The sequence below is a fragment of the Micromonospora ureilytica genome (assembly GCF_015751765.1).
In the GTDB taxonomy this organism is placed as follows: Bacteria; Actinomycetota; Actinomycetes; order Mycobacteriales; family Micromonosporaceae; genus Micromonospora; species Micromonospora ureilytica.
Genome location: NZ_JADOTX010000001.1, coordinates 4,687,122 through 4,707,177 on the forward strand (window position 1 = coordinate 4,687,122; position 20,056 = coordinate 4,707,177).

Annotated in this window: 18 protein-coding genes; 9 read left to right on the plus strand and 9 right to left on the minus strand. The window is 71.8% G+C overall.

Translation table 11 applies throughout. The annotated features are described in order from the left end of the window. Positions 1-68 precede the first annotated feature (68 nt). A complete protein-coding gene (locus IW248_RS21180) occupies positions 69-689 on the plus strand; it encodes a DUF998 domain-containing protein (protein ID WP_196928381.1) in 621 nt (206 codons plus the stop codon). Here IW248_RS21180 and IW248_RS21185 read toward each other — a convergent pair. Beyond that, the gene (locus IW248_RS21185; protein WP_124823081.1) at positions 667-2,070 is read right to left on the minus strand and encodes an NAD(P)H-quinone dehydrogenase; all 1,404 of its coding nucleotides are present in this window, start codon (positions 2,068-2,070) and stop codon (positions 667-669) included. The genes IW248_RS21180 and IW248_RS21185 overlap by 23 nt on opposite strands. A 106-nt stretch (positions 2,071-2,176) precedes the next feature. On the opposite strand from IW248_RS21185, the gene IW248_RS21190 reads away from it, so the two are divergent. Next, positions 2,177-2,632 (plus strand): gamma-glutamylcyclotransferase family protein, encoded by a 456-nt coding sequence (locus IW248_RS21190; RefSeq protein ID WP_124823080.1) that lies wholly within the window; start codon positions 2,177-2,179, stop codon positions 2,630-2,632. A 75-nt stretch (positions 2,633-2,707) separates the two neighbouring features. On the opposite strand, the gene IW248_RS33750 is transcribed toward IW248_RS21190, so the two are convergent. From IW248_RS33750 to IW248_RS21210, 4 genes are all read right to left on the minus strand, one after another. Then, positions 2,708-3,667 carry a GNAT family N-acetyltransferase gene (locus IW248_RS33750; protein ID WP_196928382.1) on the minus strand — a complete coding sequence of 320 codons (960 nt, stop codon included), beginning with the start codon at positions 3,665-3,667 and terminating at the stop codon, positions 2,708-2,710. A gap of 62 nt (positions 3,668-3,729) precedes the next feature. Then, the gene (locus IW248_RS21200; RefSeq protein ID WP_196928383.1) at positions 3,730-4,464 is read right to left on the minus strand and encodes an SCO6745 family protein; all 735 of its coding nucleotides are present in this window, start codon (positions 4,462-4,464) and stop codon (positions 3,730-3,732) included. Positions 4,465-4,568: 104 nt separating this feature from the next. Next, entirely contained in the window at positions 4,569-5,555 is a 987-nt protein-coding gene (locus IW248_RS21205) for a hypothetical protein (protein WP_196928384.1), read from the minus strand. A 4-nt stretch (positions 5,556-5,559) separates the two neighbouring features. Continuing rightward, a complete protein-coding gene (locus IW248_RS21210; RefSeq protein WP_196928385.1) occupies positions 5,560-6,192 on the minus strand; it encodes an MBL fold metallo-hydrolase in 633 nt (210 codons plus the stop codon). A 93-nt stretch (positions 6,193-6,285) separates the two neighbouring features. Between IW248_RS21210 and IW248_RS21215 the strand changes: the two genes are divergently transcribed. Beyond that, positions 6,286-7,251, plus strand: a complete 966-nt coding sequence (locus IW248_RS21215) for a DUF4349 domain-containing protein (RefSeq protein ID WP_196928386.1) — start codon at positions 6,286-6,288, stop codon at positions 7,249-7,251. On the opposite strand, the gene IW248_RS21220 is transcribed toward IW248_RS21215, so the two are convergent. Both IW248_RS21220 and IW248_RS21225 read right to left on the minus strand, forming a co-directional pair. After that, on the minus strand, positions 7,208-8,467 hold the full coding sequence (locus tag IW248_RS21220; protein WP_124822621.1) for an amidohydrolase: 1,260 nt from the start codon (positions 8,465-8,467) through the stop codon (positions 7,208-7,210). The genes IW248_RS21215 and IW248_RS21220 overlap by 44 nt on opposite strands. Positions 8,468-8,950: 483 nt before the next feature. Next, a complete protein-coding gene (locus IW248_RS21225; protein WP_196928387.1) occupies positions 8,951-10,534 on the minus strand; it encodes an acyl-CoA mutase large subunit family protein in 1,584 nt (527 codons plus the stop codon). A 206-nt stretch (positions 10,535-10,740) separates the two neighbouring features. Here IW248_RS21225 and IW248_RS21230 point away from each other — a divergent pair, with 206 nt between their 5' ends. Beyond that, the gene (locus IW248_RS21230; protein WP_196928388.1) at positions 10,741-12,807 is read left to right on the plus strand and encodes a serine/threonine-protein kinase; all 2,067 of its coding nucleotides are present in this window, start codon (positions 10,741-10,743) and stop codon (positions 12,805-12,807) included. Positions 12,808-12,855: 48 nt separating this feature from the next. Next, complete coding sequence (locus tag IW248_RS21235) at positions 12,856-14,580, plus strand: phospho-sugar mutase (protein WP_196928389.1); 1,725 nt, start codon at positions 12,856-12,858, stop codon at positions 14,578-14,580. 4 nt (positions 14,581-14,584) lie between these two features. On the opposite strand, the gene IW248_RS21240 is transcribed toward IW248_RS21235, so the two are convergent. Together IW248_RS21240 and upp are read right to left on the minus strand one after the other, a co-directional pair. Further along, positions 14,585-15,262, minus strand: coding sequence for a GOLPH3/VPS74 family protein (locus IW248_RS21240; RefSeq protein WP_196928390.1), 678 nt, complete (start codon positions 15,260-15,262; stop codon positions 14,585-14,587). Positions 15,263-15,336: 74 nt separating this feature from the next. After that, complete coding sequence (gene upp / locus IW248_RS21245; RefSeq protein ID WP_196928391.1) at positions 15,337-15,969, minus strand: uracil phosphoribosyltransferase; 633 nt, start codon at positions 15,967-15,969, stop codon at positions 15,337-15,339. Between the two features lie 133 nt (positions 15,970-16,102). Here upp and deoC point away from each other — a divergent pair, with 133 nt between their 5' ends. The 4 genes from deoC (at position 16,103) to IW248_RS21265 (ending at position 20,056) form a co-directional block, all read left to right on the plus strand. Continuing rightward, a complete protein-coding gene (gene deoC, locus IW248_RS21250) occupies positions 16,103-17,062 on the plus strand; it encodes a deoxyribose-phosphate aldolase (protein WP_124822627.1) in 960 nt (319 codons plus the stop codon). A gap of 6 nt (positions 17,063-17,068) precedes the next feature. Next, entirely contained in the window at positions 17,069-18,499 is a 1,431-nt protein-coding gene (locus IW248_RS21255) for an aldehyde dehydrogenase family protein (RefSeq protein ID WP_196928392.1), read from the plus strand. Continuing rightward, the gene (locus IW248_RS21260) at positions 18,492-19,316 is read left to right on the plus strand and encodes an aldehyde dehydrogenase family protein (RefSeq protein WP_196928393.1); all 825 of its coding nucleotides are present in this window, start codon (positions 18,492-18,494) and stop codon (positions 19,314-19,316) included. Before IW248_RS21255 ends, IW248_RS21260 begins: the two co-directional genes overlap by 8 nt. Positions 19,317-19,594: 278 nt before the next feature. Beyond that, positions 19,595-20,056, plus strand: coding sequence for a BlaI/MecI/CopY family transcriptional regulator (locus IW248_RS21265; protein WP_196928394.1), 462 nt, complete (start codon positions 19,595-19,597; stop codon positions 20,054-20,056).

Below are 20,056 nucleotides of genomic sequence, written 5' to 3' on the forward strand. Positions count from 1 at the left end.
CGTCCCGGGGTGGGATTTCGGTGGGCGTCCCGGATTCGGCTGGGGTGTCCGTGGCTCCAGGGTTAGGTATGCCTGGAACCCGAAACGCCGGCCTGCTGGCCCTGGGCGGGATCGCCCTGGCGGCGCTGCTCACAGTGATCGGCCACCTCGAAGTCAACGACGACCTCAACCCGTGGGCGTTGACCATCAGCGACTTCGCGGTCTCCGACCGGGGCGGTGTCATCGACGTCGCCATGGTGGTGCTCGCGCTCGCCACAGTGGCGCTGCTGTACGGACTGCGCCGCACCGGCCCACTCCGGCCCCGCTCCGGCAGGACGGCCGAGCTGCTGCTCGGCGCGTGGGTCGGTGGGCTGCTGCTGGCCGCCGTGGTGCCGACGAACGAGCCGGGCACCGCCATGACCACCGCCGCCTACCTGCACCGGTACGCGTCGGTAGTGGCCTTCCTGGCGTTGCCGGTCGGCGGCTGGCTGCTCGCCCGCCAACCCGACCTGGCGCCCGCCGCCCGGACGCTACGCACCCTGGTCCTGCTCAGCCTGGCCCTGGCAGCAGCGATGATCTGGTCCGCCTACCCCGGCGACCGGATGCTCATCGGCCTGGCCGAACGCCTCCTGATCCTCACCGAGGTAGCCGTCCTGGCCACCGTGGCGCTGATCTACGCCCGGCGGGTTACTCCAGCGCGTGCAGCATGAGCTGGCGGGCCGCCTCGGTGATGGAACCGGAGAGACTCGGGTAGATGGTGATGGTCTGCGCCAGCTCGTTGACGGTGAGGTTGTTCTCCACCGCCATGGTGATGGGCAGGATCAGCTCGCTGGCCTTCGGAGCGACCACCACACCGCCGATCACCTGACCGCTGGCGGGCCGGCAGAACAGCTTCACGAAACCGTCGGAGAGGTCGTCCATCTTGGCGCGGGCGTTGCCGGACAGCGGCAACATGACCTGCCGGGCGGGGGTCTTGCCCGCGTCCACCTCGTCCTGCGAGACACCCACGGTGGCCAGCTCCGGATCGGTGAAGACGTTCGCCGCGACGGTACGCAGCCGCAGCGGGCGGACCGCCTCGCCGAGCGCGTGCCACATGGCGATCCGGCCCTGCATGGCGGCGACGCTGGCCAGCAGCAGCACACCCGTGCAGTCACCGGCGGCGTAGATGCCGGGCACGTTGGTCCGGGAGGCCCGGTCGACAGTCAGGTAGCCGCCTCGACCCAGCTCCACCCCGTACTCGGTCAGGCCCAGGTTGGCAGTGTTCGGGATCGAACCGACGGTGATCAGCGCGTGTGAGCCGGTCACCTTACGGCCGTCGGACAGCTCCACCTCGACGCCGTCGGCGGTGCGCCGGACCGCGTCGGCCCGGGAGTTGTTCAGGATCTCCATGCCCCGGTTGCGGAACACCCGCTCGATGGCGGACGCGGCGTCGGCGTCCTCGTGCGGCATCACCCGGTCCCGGCTGGAGACCAGTGTCACCTCGACCCCCATCGCCAGGTACGCGCTGGCGAACTCCGCGCCGGTCACGCCGGACCCGACCACGATCAGGTGCTCGGGCAGTTCCGGCAGGTCGTACACCTGTCGCCAGGTCAGGATGCGTTCACCGTCCGGTACGGCGGTGGGCAGCTGGCGGGGCGTCGAGCCGGTGGCCACCAGCACGGTGGACGCGTCGATCGAGTACTCCTCGCCACCGTCATTGGGGGTGACGACGACCCGGTGGGTGTGCCCGAGCGAGTCCTCGCCGAGCCGGGCGGTGCCGGCCACGAAGGTGACTCCCGCCTTCAGCAGCTTGGCGTGGATGTCCGCGGACTGTGCCAGGGCCAGCCGCTTGACCCGCTGGTGCACCGCCCGCGCGTCGACGGTGACCGCCTCCAGGCCGTCCGAGTGGACCCCGAACTCCTCGGTGTCGCGGTAGCCGGTGACCACCTGCGAGCTGGCGATGAAGGTCTTCGACGGTACGCAGTCGGAGAGAACGCAGGCGCCACCGGCACCGTCGGCCTCCACCACTGTGACATCGGCGTCCAGCTGGGCGGCGACCAGTGCCGCCTCGTACCCGGCCGGCCCCCCACCGATGATCACGATCCGGCTCACAGCGTTCGCCCTTCGTCCATGGTCACAGTGACTTTCTTCTCCCGAGCGCATTCGACACGCACTGTCGTATTCTCCCCCACCCGTCTGCCGGGCTATCGTCATCGCCGTGCGTCATCACGCCGCCTACGGCTCAAATCTCGACCCTGCCCGGATGCGTGCCTACTGTCCGCATTCGCCGATGGTGGGCACCGGCTGGCTGGAGGGCTGGCGGCTGACCTTCGCCGGGGCGGACGTGATCGGCTGGGAGGGTGCGGTGAGCACCCTTGTCGAGTCCCCCGGTGACCGGGTCTTCGTGGCGATCTACGACATCCACCCGTACGACGCGGGCCAGCTCGACGAGATCGAGGGGGTGACCGCCGGCACGTACCGCAAGCTGCACGTGCGGGTCTCCACCCTCGACGGCGACGTGACCGCGTGGATCTACGTCTTCAACGGGTACGAGGGCGGCCTGCCGACCTCGTGGTACCTGTCGGAGATCGCGAACGCCGCTGAGAAGGCGGGCGCCCCGGACGACTACGTCACCGAGCTGCGGGCCCGCCCCACCGGCACCGCGTCGGCGTAGCAGCGCGTATCGCACGCTCCCAGTCTGCTACCGCCGTCGACTGGAACCCCGGTCGGGCCCGGCCGGGGTCGTCAATCACACACCGGCGGCCGAGACGGAAAGCTCGTACATGTCGGCCCACAGGGTTTCCCGCAGGCCCACCGACTCGTACAGCGACAGCGGGGCGGTCGGGTTGGTGAGGTCCACGCCGAGGCCGGCGGACCGCCGACCCTTCTCGGCGTAGCGGGCGAAGGCGCGGCGCAGCAGCGCCGCACCCACACCCCGGCGACGGTACGCGGACAGCACCGACAAACTCTTCACCCAGCCCTGCTGCTGGTCGACCGCCTGGTCCGAGGACCGCAACGCGCCGACCGGCACCCCGTCCACCTCGGCGACGAACCACTCGTCCCAGGCGTTCAGGTCACCGATCCGGGCACGCCATCGCTCGTACGACAACGGCTCGTGATCGGCGGTGTCGGCGAAGGCGGTATCGGTGATCCGGTGGAACTCCCGCAGGTCGGCCTCGTCGTCGGGGCGGACCGGCCGCACCGTCACTGCCGATGGACCGGCCGGCTCGTCGGGCAGGTCGTCCAGCGGCCCGCTCATCCGGACGTACCTCTTGACCAGGGTGAACCCGACCTCGCGCAGGGTTCTTTCCCAGTCGCGTTCCGGCGCGAAGACCGCGCAACGGACGGTGAGCGATGGCAGCCCCCGCTCGGCGGCGCGCTCGGCGACCCGGTCTAGTTGTCGAGTCAGCAGCGACGCCCGAACGGTCGAGGCGCGTACCGGGTCGACGTAGATCTCCACGAACTCCCGGCCGACGCCGGTGGGGTTGTCCACCGTAGCCCAGCCGACCACGTCGCCCTCCGGGTCGACCGCCAGCCAGGAGTCCCGGGCCGGGTCGAAGTGGGGGGCGGTCAGTGACGCGGCGACATCCTCGGCGTCGAAGTCGGGATGGCCGATGGTGAAGGTGTCGGCGGCGTGCACCACCGCGAGGATCGCCGGCACGTCGTCGAGGGTGGGTCGGCGCGTCGTCCAACCAGCGGGAAGGGTCACGGCAGGACATCCTGGCAGCCGATCGGCTCCGCCGCCGCCCATTTTTCCGGCCGGCGGGAAGCTCAGCCGAGGTCGACCCGGGTGCGGTGCAGCAACTCCACCAACTCCGCGCCGTCGGCGGGACCGAGGGCCGTGAACGCCGGCGCGGCCAGCCGGTTGGTCACCGCCTCCGCCCAGAGTCGGCGGCGCACCAGGGGTCCGATCGGCGGGTACGGCGGCGGCCAACCGCAGGCCACCGCACCGGCCTCGCCCTCCGGCCCGGCCAGCACGGCCTCCAGTGGGGTCATCCCGGCGGCGCGTACCGCCAGCAGGTAGGCGCCGGTGAAGTGTTCCCGGAGCAGCCGCAGCCCGGCGGCGCTGCGGGCACCGGGCGAGAGATCCGGAAGCGGCATGGCCCGCCACGCGGCGAAGAGCGGCATCCCGCTGGCCTCCGCCGCGACCACGGCCCGCTCGACGAGCGCCGACAGGCGTTCGGTGCCGGGCAGGGGGCCGAGCTGCTGCGCCCCCCACCGGCAGCATTCGGCGAGGCTCGCGGCGGCCACCTCGAACGGCGGGACGACCCGGGCTGCGGCGTCCCAACCGTCGGCGACCGCGTCCGGGGCGATGAACCCGAGGGCGGCGGCGGCCGTCTCGGCCCGCACATCGCCGAGCGCGCCGGCCCGGCCACTGATGTAGAAGGCCCAACCGGAGATGCCCAGCAGTCGGGCCCGACGCAACGTGGTCGCGTCCCGGCTGAAGGCGTCGCCCAGGTCGAGCACGACGGGCTTGCTGGCGGCCGCGACCTGCTCGGGAGTCACCGGAGGGTTCCCCTCTGGCAACCGGACCCGCCGACCACGACCACGGCGCGACCCGAGGCCACCCGCCGTGTACGACCCACGCACTCGTCGTCGTCCATCGATGGTCAGTCTGCCGCGCCACCGTCCGCGTCCGCAGTCCCCTCTTCGGCCGCCAGCGCCTCGACCGCCGCCTCGACCTCACCGGCGCGCCGCCGAGCCACGGTGACCGCCCGTTCGGCGGCCCGCCGGGCCAGTTTGGCCCGGCTGAGATCCTGCTCGGCGACCGCGCGCCGCCGCTCCAGCTCGGCCAGCTCAGCTTCAAGGCCATCGAGTACGGCCGCACCGTCGCGCTCCTGCCCGGTCGCCTCGGTCAGCTCGGCCTCGGCCCGCTCCTGGTCGGCCTGGGCCTTCGCCAACTCCCGGTCCAGGGCGCGGCGCTGCCGGGCCCGCTCGGCTCGGGCCGCCCGCTGCGCGGCCCGTTCGGCCTGCTCGGCGCGCTCGGCCGCCCGGTCCGTGCGGGGCGCTGCCTCGGGGGGGCGGCCTCGCTGGGGGCCGGGCCGGCGGGCCGGACGTTCCTCCTCGCGTTCCTCGTCATCGCCGGTGACCAGCCGCAGTTGTGGCCGGGGCACCTCACCGAAGCCGGCGTAGCTGGCCGCCCGCAGCAGGCGGCCCGCCCGCACCTGCTCGGCGACCTCGACGTCGGAGAACGCCGCATTCAGCGTCGCCTCCACCTCGGCCAGGGGCAGCCGGCTCGCCGGTGGCGCGTCCGGCTCGGCTGCGGCGAGCTTGCGAACCTCGACGACCAGGGCGCCGACCACCGCCCGGCGTTGCGCGGACAGCTCCCGCAGTCGGGGCCCGCGCAACTCCCGCTGGGCGACTCGCAGGGCGTCGGCGAGCTGCACCAGGTCGGCGACCAGCTCCGGACGTCGGATGGCGAGCAGGTTCACCAGCCAGGCGGCCACCGTCGGACGACGCAGCCGGGCCAGTTCACGGGCGGTGGTCAGGTCGCCGGCCCGCCGGGCCTCGGCCACGGCGGCATCCCGGGCGGCCACGAACCGGTCCGGTGGGGTGCGGTAGAGCTGCTGCACCAGCTCTGCGGAGAGGCCGGGCATCGGGTCAGACGTCCACCCGGCTACCGGGCTCCAGCCGCTGGTATTCGGTGCCGGACAGCGCGGCGTACTGCCGGTCGAGCACACCCAGCCCATTGTCGTTGAGCAATGCGTCGTGCAGGGCGTATGCGCGCCGCGGTGCGACCGCGCGGATGAAGTCGACCACTTCGGAGAACTTCGACCAGGGGGCGTGGATCGGCGCGAAGAGCGTGTCGACGGGGGTCTCGTCGGGCACCACCAGGGAGTCGCCCGGGTGGTAGACCACGTCGTTGATCAGGTAACCGAGGTTGTCGATCACCGGGATGTCGGGGTGGATCACGGCGTGCCGCCCCCCGTACGCGCGTACGGCCACGCCGGCGGCGGTGAATGACTCACCGGCGTTGACCGGGCGCAGCACCTCGGCCGCGTCGCCCAGGGCGCCGGCGAGCGAGGCGGGGCCGTGGATCGGGATCGGTTGCCGGTCGAGCCGACGGCGTACCGCTGCCAGGTCGAGGTGGTCGGGGTGTTCGTGGGTGATCAGCACCGCGTCCGCACCGTCCAGCGCCGCCGTGGCGTCACTGAACACGCCGGGGTCGACGACGAGCACTCCCCCGTCGTGTTCCACCCGAAGGCAGGAGTGGGCGTACTTGGTGAGCCGCATCGTGACTCCTCGATTATCGAATCGTGACGTCCTCAGCGCAGTCTGCCGGAACCAGCCGGTGTGTGCGTCGCGTCCGAGCTATCGCCACACCGGTTGACGACGATGGGAGCGGGGATGGACGGACAGGTGGGACGACGCCGCAGTGCGCTGCTGGCGACGACAGCACTGGCGGCGGCACTGGCGTTGACGGGATGCGGTGCTGGCGACAGCGGTGCGCAGGACAGCGCCGGCTCGGCGGCCGAGGCGCCGGCGGCCAAGGGCGGCGACGCGAATCGGGACGGCGCCGCCGGCGCACCGGAGGGGGCCGGCGCCGGCGCGCCGGACCTACGGGTCGACCAACGGGCGATCATCTACACCGGAACGATGCGGGTGCAGGTGAACGAAGTGGACTCCGCCGCTCGCGACGCCGCCGCGATGGCCAGCCGGGCCGGTGGCTTCGTCGGTGGCGACGTGCGGCGCAGTGCCGCCGGCGACGACGCGGTGGCGGAGCTGGAGCTGCGGGTGCCGGCGGCGAAGTTCACCGACGTGGTGGAGGAGATCGCGAAGCTGGGTCGGCAGCAGAGCCGGGAGATCGACACTCAGGACGTCACCGAGGAGACCGTCGACCTGGATGCCCGGATCACCAGTCAGCGTGCCCGGGTGGAGAGCGCGCGCCGGTTGCTGGCCCGAGCCACCTCGATCACCGACCTGGTGTCGCTGGAGAACGAGTTGGGTCGCCGGGAGGCGGACCTGGCCGCACTGGAGGCCAAGAAGCGACGCCTGGCCGACCTGACCGCCCTCTCCACGATCACCGTGTCGCTGGCCGGACCGGCGGCGAAGACCACCGAGGAGAAGGACGAAACCGGCTTCCTGGCCGGGCTCAAGGGCGGCTGGAAGGCGTTCGTCGTCTCGATGACCGTCCTGCTCACGGTGCTGGGCGCGTTGCTGCCGTTCCTGGTGGCGCTCGGCGTACCGCTGGCGGCGCTGCTGGTGGTGCTGCGCCGACGGCGTAAGCCTCCGGCGCTGGTCGCGCCGGTCAGTGCGCCGCCGCCAGTGCCCGCAACGCGGTCTGCACCATGACGCGGACGCCTACCGGGATGGCCCGCTCGTCCACGTCGAAGCTCGCGCGGTGCAGGTCGACGTTGGGCCCGGAGCGACCCACGCCGAGCCGGGCGAGGGCGCCGGGGACGTACTCCAGGTACCAGGAGAAGTCCTCGCCGCCCATGCTCTGCGGTGTCTCGGCGATCCCGTCCGGGCCGAGTGCCGCGGCGGTGGCGGCGGTCAGCACCTGGATGGCACGGGAGTCGTTGCACACCGGCGGCCGGCCGCGCAGGTATTCCAGGTCGACGGTGGCGCCGGTCGGCGCGATCACGTCCCGCACCACCTGAGCGACGATCTTGGGAGCCTGCTCCCAGGTGTCGCGGTCCATCACCCGGAGGGTGCCGGAGGCGCTCGCCTCGGACGGGATGACGTTGTAGCGGGTGCCGGCCGAGGCGTGGCCGAAGACCAGCAGCAGGCCGCTGTTGGCCGGCACCCGGCGACTGACCAGGGCGGGCACCTCGGTGATCAGCCGACCGAGCGCGTCGACCAGGTCGACGGTCAGGTGCGGGCGGGCGGTGTGCCCGCCCGGGCCGGAGAGTCGGACGGTCACGTTGTCGGCCGCCGCGGTGATCGGCCCGACCCGCAGGCCGACCTGGCCCACCGGCAGGTTCGGGTCGCAGTGCAGCGCGAAGATCTGCACCACGTCGTCCAGGCCACCGGCCTCGATGACCTCCAGCGAACCGCAGGGCAGGATCTCCTCGGCGGGCTGGAAGATGAGCCGGACCCGGCCGTCCAGCTCGCCGAGGTCGGCGAGTTGGGCCAGCAGCATGCCGACGCCGAGCAGGATCGAGGTGTGCACGTCGTGCCCGCAGGCGTGGCAGACGCCCTCCACGGTCGACCGGTACGGAACGTCCTTGGGGTCGTCCAGCGGCAGGGCGTCGATGTCGGCGCGCAGCGCCACGACCGGGCCGTCCGGCCTGCCGTTGACGTCACAGATCACGCCGTTGCCCTTGGGCAGCAGGCGCGGGTTCAGCCCGGCCAGCGACAGCTCCCGGGCGATCAGCGCGGCCGTCTCGAACTCGTTGCCGGAGAGCTCAGGGTGCGAGTGGAGGTGACGGCGCGTAGCGATCAGCCCCGGTACCCGGAGCGCGAGGAGGTGGTCCAGCTCGCGGGGCAGCGGCTGGGATCCGGGTGGCGTCTCCGGCCAGGACGACGCCAGCTGGCCACCTGTGGGCAGCGTCAACGCACTCGTCACGTCGAATTCTCGATCACTAGGAATGGATGGATCATCGGGGACAGCAGACAGCCTAGACCTCCGACGGTGACGCTGCGCAACCTCGTTACGGTAATGATCGGACCGCGCAGAGTCACGTATGCCCTGCTGGGGGCGCTCGTCAAGGCGGGGGACAGCAGGTAGATCACGGTCGAATGCCGTCATCAGCCCCTCACCTCCTACAACGCGTAACCGATCGCGGCGGTCACGAATCCCGGCGCCAGTCGGGGCCCCGTTGCCAAATTGTCGCATTAGTCGGTGTGATGAACTGACACTCCGACAATTAGCCGACCACACTCCGCAACGAGCCGGATAAGGACGCTCACATGCACCCACCCACCGTGGGCGCACACGGTGTGCGTCCCGGCTCAACCGACCGGATACCCGCTGAGCCCGCTGGACACACCGCGTCCCGGGAGCCGCAGTGGCGGCCGAGTCACGGGAGCCGCAGTGGCTGCCCAGCGCTCAGAAGCGGTCCGTGGGCCGGTACAACCCCCACACCTCGCGCAGCGTCCCGCAGACCTCACCGACGGTCGCCCGGGCCCGCAGCGCCTCCTTCATCGGGTACAGCACGTTGTCAGTGCCCTCCGCGGCGGCCCGAAGCTCGGCGAGCGCTCGCGTCACCGCCTCGGCGTCCCGCTCCGAGCGCAGCCGGGCCAGCCGGTCGGCCTGGGCCGCCTCGATCGTCGGGTCGACCCGCAGCGGCTCGTACGGCTCCTCCTCGTCCACGGTAAACCGGTTGAGCCCCACCACCACCCGCTCCCCCGAGTCGATCTCCTGGGCGATCCGGTACGCGGACTGCTCGATCTCCCGTTTCTGGAACCCGGCCTCGATCGCGTCCACCGCCGAGCCGTGGTCGGCCACCCGCTCCATCAACTCGACGACGGCGGCCTCGATCTCGGCGGTCATCGCCTCCACCACGTACGAGCCGGCGAACGGGTCGACGGTGCCGGTCAGATCCGTCTCGTAGGCCAGCACCTGCTGGGTACGCAACGCGAGCCGGGCAGCCTTCTCGGTGGGCAGCGCGATCGCTTCGTCGAAGCTGTTGGTGTGCAGCGACTGGGTGCCGCCGAGCACAGCGGCCAACCCCTGCACCGCCACCCGGACCAGGTTCACCTCCGGCTGCTGGGCGGTGAGCTGCACGCCCGCGGTCTGGGTGTGGAACCGCAGCATCATCGACTTCGGGTCCTTGGCGCCGAAGTCGTCACGCATCAGCCGGGCCCAGATCCGCCGGGCCGCACGGAACTTCGCCACCTCCTCCAGCAGCGTGGTGCGGGCCACGAAGAAGAACGACAGCCGGGGCGCGAAGTCGTCGACGGCGAGCCCGGCGGCCAGCGCCGCCCGTACGTACTCCACACCGTTGGCCAGGGTGAACGCGATCTCCTGCGCGGGCGTCGCGCCGGCCTCCGCCATGTGGTAGCCGGAGATGGAGATGGTGTTCCACTTCGGCACCTCGCTGCGGCAGTACGCGAACGTGTCGGCCACCAGACGCAGCGACGGCTTCGGCGGGAAGATGTACGTCCCCCGGGCGATGTACTCCTTGAGGATGTCGTTCTGGATGGTGCCGTTGAGCGCCGTACCCGGCACCCCGTTCTCCTCGGCGACGAGTTGGTAGAGCAGCAACAGCACGGAGCCGGGCGCGTTGATGGTCATCGAGGTGGACACCTTGTCCAGTGGGATGTCGGCGAAGAGCAGCCGCATGTCCTCGATGGAGTCGATCGCGACGCCCACCTTGCCGACCTCGCCGTGCGCGATCGGCTCGTCCGAGTCGTACCCCATCTGGGTCGGCAGGTCGAAGGCGACCGAGAGGCCCATCGTGCCGGCCCGCAACAGCTGGTGGTACCGCGCGTTGGACTCGGTGGCGGTGCCGAAGCCGGCGTACTGGCGCATGGTCCACGGGCGGGAGGTGTACATGGTGGGGTAGACACCCCGGGTGTACGGAAACTCGCCGGGGCTGCCGAGCCGGGAGTCCAGGTCCTCCGGAAGGTCGGCCTCCGTGTAGACGCCGTTGATCGGGAAACCGGACTCACTTGACCGCCGTTGGTTCATCCCCGGATGGTAGGACGCCTGGCCACGCCGTCGCGTGAGGGATACCGCACAGTGCGTCCCGACCGGTCGACAACAGGTGAACGACAGGGCACGTTCTGTCGACTTCGACAAACGTCCGTCGCGTCGGCTTTCGCATCGGGCGTCGGAACCAGCAAGATAGGGGGGTTGTGTCCCAGCCCCCCTCGATTTCCCCCGGTGGCTTTTCTGTGACTCAGATCCCGACGTGGAGCGGCGGACCAGTTAGTCCCGCCAACGGACGAGCGGCGCCCGGCACCACAATTGGTGGCCGGTACTCGCTGCGGTCCTCGGTGGGCAACGGCGGCATGGGCACGGTGTGGCGCGCCACAGACACGCTGCTGCGCCGTGACGTGGCGGTGAAGGAGGTCGTCCTGCCCCCGGGGCTGGCCCCCAGCGACCGCGACGCGATGTACGAACGCACCCTGCGCGAGGCCCGCGCCGCCGCCGCCATCCAGCACCCCGCTGTGGTGCAGGTGTACGACGTGGTCACCGAGGCCGGCCGGCCGTGGATCGTGATGGAGCTGCTGGACGCCCGCAGCCTCGCCGACATGGTGATCGAGGACGGGCCGGTCGCGCCCCGCGCCGTCGCCAAGATCGGCATCGCGCTGCTCGGCGCGTTGGAGGTCGCGCACGCGATCGGCGTGCTGCACCGCGACGTCAAACCGGCCAACGTGCTGATCTGCACCGACGGGCGCTGCGTGCTGACCGACTTCGGGGTCGCCCGGATGCCCACCGACGTACAGCTCACCACCCCCGGCATGGTGCTCGGCTCTCCGCACTTCATCTCGCCGGAGCGGGCCATGGGCCAGGAGTTCGGCCCACCGAGCGACCTCTTCTCGCTGGGTGTGACCCTCTACACCGCTGTCGAGGGGCGGCCTCCGTTCGACAAGGGCGACCCGATCGAGACCATGCACGCCGTGGTGGAGGACCCGCCCGCCCCGCCGCAGCGCAGCGGTCCGCTGACCCGGGTGCTGATGGGTCTGCTGGAGAAGGACCCGGCGCGCCGACTCGACGTGCACACCTCCCGGGCCATGCTGCGCGAGCTGCTCGCCGGCCCGCTGGGCAGCACGGCGACGGCTGTGCACTCGGTCACCGACCCGTACGCCGTGGTGCCGGTGCAGCAGCGCCCCATCCCCGTCCTTCCGCCGGCCCAGCCGGAGCCGAAGCCGGACAGCCAGATCGGTGGCAAGGCGATGCTGGCCCCCGGTGAGTCCCTGACCGACCGGCTGGCCTCGCTGCGCCGGGGCGAGCGTCCCCAGGCAGCTCGCGCGGCCGGCACCACCGGTGGGCTCGACGAGACCAGCGCCGACGCGTTGGCAGGCCCGCTGCACACGCCGACCGGCGCGATGCCGACTCCCGGCCGACCCGCGGCCGGGCGCACCTACGGCGGCAACGCGGACGCCACCCAGCGGGTCGACGCCGGCGGGCACCCCGACGCCACCCAGCGGGTCAGCTACGGCAGCCCGGCCGATGCCACCCAGCAGGTCGGGTACGGCGGCGCACCGGAAGCCACCCAGCGCATCGGCGGCACCTACGGCGGCGGCAACCAGTGGTCGGTCCCGGGCACCGGCCAGCCCTGGGCCACCGCTCCCGCCGCTTCGTCGGGCGGCAGCCCCCTGGACAAGGTCCGGGCCACCGGGGGTCAGCTCGTCACCACGGTCAAGGGCTGGCCGCGCAAGGTGCAGCTCGCCGCGGCCGGCGGGTTGGTCGTCGTGCTGCTGATCACCGCTGTGGCGCTGTCCGGGGGCGACGAGCCCCCGCCGAGCACCCCGGCGGCGCAGCCCACCACGTCCGCCCCGGCGGCCCCAACTGTCGAGATGCAGGAGCACGCGGCCCGCGGCATCCAGGTCATGGTGCCGAAGGGCTGGAAGAAGGCCACCGGCCCTTCGTACACCGACTACGTCGACCCGGCGGACAGCGGCCGCAAGGTTCGCATCATCACCGAGAAGTGGTCCAGCAGCTCCGCCCGGTGGGCCGAGACGGCCGAGAACGGCCTCAAGACCCGGAGCACCTCCTGCGTCAAGCCGTACAACCAGATCTCCTCCAGGGAGACCGAGCTGGACAAGAAGCCGGCCGCCGAATTCGAGTACACCTGCGGCGACGGTGACGTCATGCGGCACGGCGTCTGGCGGGGCGTGGCGCAGGACGGCAAGGCGTACTCGTTCTACCTCACCGCCACGGACGCCAAGTTCGCGGAGAGCAAGCCGATCTTCGACGAGATGGCGCGGACGTTCCAGCTCACCGGGAACGGCTGAGCCGGAGGGAACCCACAGGGGTGATCCGTCGTCGTGCTATCAAGAGGCATGGCGGCGGACACCTCTGACATCGACGACATTCGCGAGCAAGCCCGGCGCTGGTTGGCCGACGACCCCGACCCGGTCAGCCGGGACGAGCTGACGGCGGTGCTCGACGGGCTGCCGGCGAGCGGGCCGGAGCTGGCCGACCGGTTCGCCGGCCCGCTGACCTTCGGCACGGCGGGCCTACGCGGCCCACTGCGCGCCGGCCCGAACGGCATGAACCTCGCCGTGGTCACCCAGGCCGCTGCCGGCCTGGTCACCTGGCTCGCGGCCCAGGGTGGCACCGGCCCGCTGGTGATCGGGTACGACGCCCGGCACGGCTCCCGACAGTTCGCCGAGCGCACCGCCCAGGTGGCCACCGGGGCTGGCCGCCCGGCGCTGCTGCTGCCCAGCCCGCTGCCCACCCCGGTGCTGGCGTACGCCGTGCGGCACCTCGGCGGCGTCGCCGGAGTGATGGTCACGGCCAGCCACAACCCGCCGCAGGACAACGGCTACAAGGTCTACCTCGGCGCCGAGTTGGGTGGCGAGTTGGGCGCCGGCGCGCAGATCGTGCCACCCGCCGACGCCGGTATCGAGGCGGCCATCCGATCGGTCGGGCCGCTGACCCAGGTGCCGCTGGGCGAGCCCGGGCAGGTGCTCGGCGACGACCTGGTCGCCTCGTACGTCGAACGGGCCACAGCGGTGATCGACCCGGACGGGCCACGGGACCTGACGGTGGCGTACACCCCGCTGCACGGGGTGGGCGCGGCGGTGCTCACCGCCGCCTTCGCCAGCGCCGGTTTCCCGACCCCGGGTGTGGTGCCCGACCAGGCCGAGCCGGACCCGGCGTTCCCCACCGTGTCGTTCCCCAACCCGGAGGAGCCGGGTGCGGTGGACCGGCTGATCGCCCTGGCCGACTCCACCGGGGCGGACCTCGCCATCGCCAACGACCCGGACGCCGACCGTTGCGCGGTGGTCGTCCGCGACGGCGTGCGGCCAGCGAGTGCGAGGAGTGAGCTTGCGAGCCCCGCAGTCGCGAGCGAAGACAGACACGGCTGGCGGATGCTGCGCGGCGACGAGGTGGGTGTCCTGCTCGCCGACCACCTGATGCGCCGGGGGGTGACCGGGCTCTACGCCACCACTATCGTGTCGTCGTCACTGCTGCGGGCGATGTGCGCGGCCCGGGGCCTGCCCTACGACGAGACGCTGACCGGCTTCAAGTGGATCGTGCGGGCCGGCGGCGGGAGCGCTCCGCTGGTCTTCGGCTACGAGGAGGCGCTCGGCTACTGCGTCGCCCCGGAACACGTCCGGGACAAGGACGGCATCACCGCCGCGCTGACCGTGGCCGAGTTGGCCGCCGGCCTGAAGACGCAGGGTCGTACGTTGACCGACCGGCTGGACGAGCTGGCCGCCGAGTTCGGCGTGCACCACACCGACCAGCTCTCCGCCCGGGTGGACGACCTGCGGGTCATCGCCGACGCGATGGCGCGGATCCGGGCGGCCACCCCGGCCACCCTGCTCGGACAGCCGGTGGACAGCGTCCGGGACCTGCTGCCCGAGTCGGACGTGGTGATCCTGCGGACCGCTGTGGCCCGGGTGGTGATCCGCCCGTCCGGGACCGAGCCGAAGCTCAAGGCGTACCTCGAGGTAGTGGAACCGGTGGTGGACGGCGACGTCCAGACGGCCCGCAGCAGGGCGGCGTCGGCAGTCGCCGCGCTCCGCGCCGAGGTCAGCGCCGCCCTCGGCATCTGAGCGGTCAGCGGCGCGGGCCGAGGGCCTGGTCGACGGCCGTGGCGAGGGCGGCGACGACCAGGCCGACCGACGGACGGACCACCGAGTCGTCGGTGCTCACCTCGCCGGAGAACCCCGCGCCGGTGGCAATCTCCGTCAACCGGCGGCGGGCGTCGGCGGCGGCCTCGCCGCTCACCCCGAGCGCGGACTCCATCCGGAGCACCACGACCAGGGTGGCCAGCGCGGCGGTCCGCTCGTCCGGGGCTGCCGCGCCGGTCAGCGCCTCGGCCAGCCGCTGTCGGGTCTCCGCCTCGACCGAGGAGTCCATGACCGGGTAACGGTGCACGTGGATGAAGCCCAACTCGGTCTCGTCGACGTCCTGGACGACGCCCTGCCGGCACAGGTCGGCGAGGATCCGGTCGCGCAGGCCGTGCCGCAGGCGCTGCACCCAGGACGCCGGGGTGTGCGGAGTGTCGGCGGCGATCCGGCTGAGGACGTCGTCACTGAACGGTTCGCCGGTCGGCGTCGGGTCGATCACCGCCAGGGATCCGTCGGCGTACGCGATCCGGCCGGCCAGGGCCAACTCGACAAGCACTGCGGCGGCCATGCCCAGGTCCAGGCTGATCCGCGGCATCGTCGCCTTGCCGGTCGTGTCGTCGTAGGCGAGGAGCAGCAACTCCTCGGCGAGCGCAACACCAGTCATGGCCGAGAACGGTAGCGGGTCCACGCACGAGCGCGCGCGGACCCGCCGGACCCGGCACCGACCGGGGTGTCACCTCAGAACCGGGGCATGCCACCGAACTGGCGGTCACCGGCGTCGCCGAGCCCGGGGACGATGAACATGCGGTCGTTGAGCCCCTCGTCGATCGAGGCCGTGACCAGGCGCAACGGCAGGCCGGAGCGTTCCAGCCGCTCGATGCCGACCGGGGAGGCGAGCACACAGAGCACTGTGATGTCGGTGCAGCCCCGGTCGGCCAGCAGCCGACAGGAGTGCTCCAGCGAACCACCGGTGGCCAGCATCGGGTCCAGCACCAGCACCGGCAGCCCGGCCAGGTCGCGCGGCAGCGACTCCATGTACGCGCGCGGCTCGTAGGTCACCTCGTCGCGGGCCAGGCCCACGAACCCCATCGACGACTCGGGCAGCAGGCTCAACGCGGCGTCCGCCATGCCCAGGCCGGCCCGCAGCACCGGGACCAGCAGCGGCGGGTTGGCCAGCCGGGTGCCCTCGGTGCCGGTGACTGGCGTCTGCACCGGGTACCGCTCGACGGGGAAGGTGCGCGCCGCCTCGTACACCAGCATGGTGGTCAGTTCGTGCAGCGCCGCCCGGAACGTCGAGGAATCGGTGCGCGCGTCCCGCATGGCAGTCAACCTGGACTGGGCCAGCGGGTGGTCAATGACGTGTACATCCACGATCGCTCAACCTACCGGTCCGTAGCGCGCGGCGGTGCGGGTGCGGTCGGACCAGGGACGCCGCTCACGTCGGAGCGTCACGGAGCGCTCGTGAGCAAGATCACTCGACGGTCCGGTGCGTAGACTTCTCGGCATGACGGCGACAACGACGTCGGCCCGGTCGGAGCTCTCCGAGCTGGGACGATCCGAGACCGCTCTGCGGACCTTCCTGCACGGGCTTCCCGGCGTGGACCAGGTCGGCGCGGAGCAGCGGGCGGCACAGCTCGGCACCCGATCCATCAAGACCACCGCCAAGGCCCAGGCGATCGACCTGGCGATCCGGATGGTCGACCTGACCACCCTGGAAGGGGCGGACACCCCGGGCAAGGTGCGCGCGCTCGCCGCGAAGGCGCTACGCCCGGACCCGGCCGACCCGTCCTGCCCGCACGTCGGCGCGGTCTGCGTCTACCCGGCGATGGTCCCCCACGTGGCCGAGGTGCTGCGCGGGAGTGACGTTCACCTGGCCAGCGTGGCGACCGCGTTCCCGTCGGGTCAGGCGCCGTTGGAGATCAAGCTGGCCGACACCCGGGCCGCCGTCGCGGCCGGTGCCGACGAGATCGACATGGTGATCAACCGGGGGGCGTTCCTGGCCGGGCGATACAAGGAGGTCTACGACGAGATCGTGGCCACCAAGGAAGCCTCCGGGGATGCCCACCTCAAGGTGATCCTGGAGACCGGCGAGCTGGCCACCTACGACAACGTCCGGCGGGCCTCCTGGCTGGCCATGCTGGCCGGCGGCGACTTCATCAAGACCTCCACCGGCAAGGTCCCGGTCGCGGCGACGATGCCGGTGACCCTGGTGATGCTGGAAGCGGTCCGTGACTTCCGCGAGGCGACCGGGCGGCAGGTGGGCGTGAAGCCCGCCGGTGGCATCAAGACCACCAAGGACGCGATCAAGTACCTGGTGATGGTCAACGAGACCGTCGGCCCGGACTGGCTCGACCCGGACTGGTTCCGCTTCGGCGCGTCCAGCCTGCTCAACGACCTGCTGATGCAACGCACCAAGCTGACGACCGGCACCTACTCCGGTCCCGACTACTTCACCCTGGACTGATAGCCGATGTTCGAATACGCCCCCGCCCCCGAGTCCCGCTCGGTGGTGGACCTCAAACCCTCGTACGGGCTGTTCATCGACGGCGCGTTCGTCGACCCTGCCGACGGTGGCAGCTTCAAGTCGATCAACCCCGCCTCCGAGGAGGTGCTGGCCGAGGTCGCCGAGGCCGGCGCCCAGGACGTGGAACGCGCGGTGCGGGCCGCCCGCAAGGCGTACGACAAGGTCTGGGGTCCGATGCCCGGCCGGGACCGGGCGAAGTACCTGTACCGGATCGCCCGGCTGATCCAGGAGCGCTCCCGCGAGCTGGCCGTCCTGGAATCGCTTGACAACGGCAAGCCGATCCGGGAGAGCCGCGACGTCGACCTGCCGCTGGTCGCTGCGCACTTCTTCTACTACGCGGGCTGGGCAGACAAGCTGGAGCACGCCGGTTTCGGTGCCAACCCGCGCCCCATCGGTGTGGCCGCGCAGGTCATCCCGTGGAACTTCCCGCTGCTCATGCTGGCCTGGAAGATCGCCCCGGCGCTCGCCGCGGGTAACACGGTGGTGCTGAAGCCGGCCGAGACCACCCCGCTGACCGCGTTGCTCTTCGCGGAGATCTGCCAGCAGGCCGAACTGCCGGCCGGCGTGGTCAACATCCTCACCGGCGCCGGCGACACTGGCCGCGCGCTGGTCGAGCACCCGGGCGTGGACAAGGTCGCCTTCACCGGCTCCACCGACGTGGGCCGGGCCATCGCCCGGTCGATCGCCGGCACCCGCAAGAAGCTCACCCTGGAACTGGGCGGCAAGGCCGCCAACATCGTCTTCGACGACGCACCCGTCGACCAGGCGGTCGAGGGCATCGTCAACGGCATCTTCTTCAACCAGGGGCACGTCTGCTGCGCCGGCTCCCGCCTGCTGGTCCAGGAGAACGTGGCCGACCGGGTTCTGGAGTCGCTGAAGCGGCGGATGGCCCAGCTCCGCGTCGGCGACCCGCTGGACAAGAACACCGACGTCGGCGCGATCAACTCGGCCGCCCAGCTGGAGCGGATCCGCGAACTGTCCGACGCCGGCTCGGCCGAGGGCGCCGAGCGCTGGTCACCGCCGTGCGACCTGCCCGACCGGGGCTTCTGGTTCGCGCCGACCATCTTCACGGGCGTCACCCAGGCACACCGCATCGCCCGCGAGGAGATCTTCGGGCCGGTGCTGTCGGTGCTCACCTTCCGCACACCGGCCGAGGCCGTGGAGAAGGCCAACAACACGCCGTACGGGCTGTCGGCCGGGATCTGGACCGACAAGGGCTCCCGGATCCTGTGGATGGCCGACCGGCTGCGCGCCGGCGTCGTCTGGGCCAACACCTTCAACAAGTTCGACCCCACCTCGCCGTTCGGTGGGTACAAGGAGTCGGGCTACGGTCGCGAGGGCGGCCGGCACGGGCTGGAGGGCTACCTCAATGTCTGAGCGGGTCGCGGTACGCAAGACGTACAAGCTCTTCATCGGCGGGAAGTTCCCGCGCAGCGAGTCGGGACGGTCGTATCTCGTGCAGTCCTCGAATGTGTCACTGGCCTCCCGCAAGGACGCCCGGGACGCGGTGGTCGCCGCCCGCGCCGCCGTCAAGGGCTGGGCCGGCGCGACCGCGTACAACAGGGGTCAGATCCTCTACCGGGCCGCCGAGATGCTGGAGGGCCGCCGCGAGCAGTTCGTCGCCCTGGGCATCCCCGGCGACGAGGTGGACGCCGCTGTCGACCGCTGGGTCTGGTACGCCGGCTGGGCCGACAAGCTCGCCCAGGTGTACGGCGGCGCCAACCCGGTCGCCGGCCCGTACTTCAACATCTCCGCGCCCGAGCCGACCGGCGTGGTCGCTGTGGTCGCCCCGGAACGCCCGGCGCTGCTCGGCCTGGTCAGCGTGATCGCCCCGGCGATCGTCACCGGCAACACGGTGGTGGTGGCCGCCTCCCCGAGCGAGCCCCTGGCGGCGGTGACGCTGGCCGAGGTGCTGGCCACCTCCGACCTGCCCGGCGGTGTGGTCAACATCCTCACCGGCGCGATCACCGAGACCGCGCCGACGTTGGCGGCGCACATGGACGTCAACGCGATCGACCTGACCGGCGTCACCGACGCCGGGCTCGCCACCGACCTGGAGGTCAAGGCGGCGGAAAACCTCAAGCGGGTGCTCCGACCGGCCCCGGCCGACCACGACTGGACGGCCGACCCGGGGGTGGCGCCGATGACCGCGCTGCTGGAGACGAAGACAGTGTGGCATCCCAAGGGGGTGTGACTTCGTTCCCGGCCTTTGGGTTTTCCGGGGGAGCCCGCCCACTCCGGGCGGTCAGGCTTGATCCCTGCGTGGTCGGGCTCCCCCGGAAAACCTGACGTGGGCCGGGTTCGTCGGGTGGGTCAGCTCAGGGGTTCTGCCTCGGGTTGGGTTGCTCTGCGCCTGCCTCGGGTGCGGTGATCATGGGGTTGGCGGGGGGATCGATCTCTTCGGGGTCGGTCAACCTCATGATCGACCTGGTGGGTGGGTGGGGGGTCTACTACCGGGGGTAGGATTGGTTCGTGACTCGGTTGGGCGATCTTGAGCGTGCGGTGATGGACGTGCTGTGGGACGTGGTTCCCGGCACGTCGGACGGAGTGACCGTGCGCGAGGTGGCCGACGCGCTCGATGGCCGCGAGCTGGCGTACACCACTGTGATGACCGTGCTGGACCGGCTCGCCGGCAAGGGCATGGTGCAACGGGAGCGGGAGGGCCGGGCCTGGCGGTACCGGCCGGCCGCCAGCCGCGAGGCGCACATCGCTCAACTCATGCTCGACGCCCTCGACCTCGGTGGCAGCCGGGACGCCGCGCTGGTGCGCTTCGCACGCTCGGTGACCGGCACCGAGGCCGAGGTGCTGCGGGCGGCCCTGGGCAGCGAGGCCGGCCTGACGGGGCCGGGCGACGCGGGCGGCGCCGACGCCCTGACCGACCGGGTGGACGGGCCGGCGGGCCGACGACCCGCCGGCGAGGCAGCGGAGCGGTAG

Excerpts from the sequence above, each read along its gene's own strand:
- IW248_RS21180 (WP_196928381.1), top strand. The coding sequence starts at position 69 with ATGCCTGGAACCCGAAACGCCGGCCTGCTGGCCCTGGGCGGGATCGCC.
- IW248_RS21205 (WP_196928384.1), bottom strand. The coding sequence starts at position 5,555 with ATGCCCGGCCTCTCCGCAGAGCTGGTGCAGCAGCTCTACCGCACCCCA.
- IW248_RS21210 (WP_196928385.1), bottom strand. The coding sequence starts at position 6,192 with ATGCGGCTCACCAAGTACGCCCACTCCTGCCTTCGGGTGGAACACGAC.
- IW248_RS21225 (WP_196928387.1), bottom strand. The coding sequence starts at position 10,534 with ATGAACCAACGGCGGTCAAGTGAGTCCGGTTTCCCGATCAACGGCGTC.
- IW248_RS21235 (WP_196928389.1), top strand. The coding sequence starts at position 12,856 with ATGGCGGCGGACACCTCTGACATCGACGACATTCGCGAGCAAGCCCGG.
- IW248_RS21240 (WP_196928390.1), bottom strand. The coding sequence starts at position 15,262 with ATGACTGGTGTTGCGCTCGCCGAGGAGTTGCTGCTCCTCGCCTACGAC.
- deoC (WP_124822627.1), top strand. The coding sequence starts at position 16,103 with ATGACGGCGACAACGACGTCGGCCCGGTCGGAGCTCTCCGAGCTGGGA.
- IW248_RS21255 (WP_196928392.1), top strand. The coding sequence starts at position 17,069 with ATGTTCGAATACGCCCCCGCCCCCGAGTCCCGCTCGGTGGTGGACCTC.
- IW248_RS21260 (WP_196928393.1), top strand. The coding sequence starts at position 18,492 with ATGTCTGAGCGGGTCGCGGTACGCAAGACGTACAAGCTCTTCATCGGC.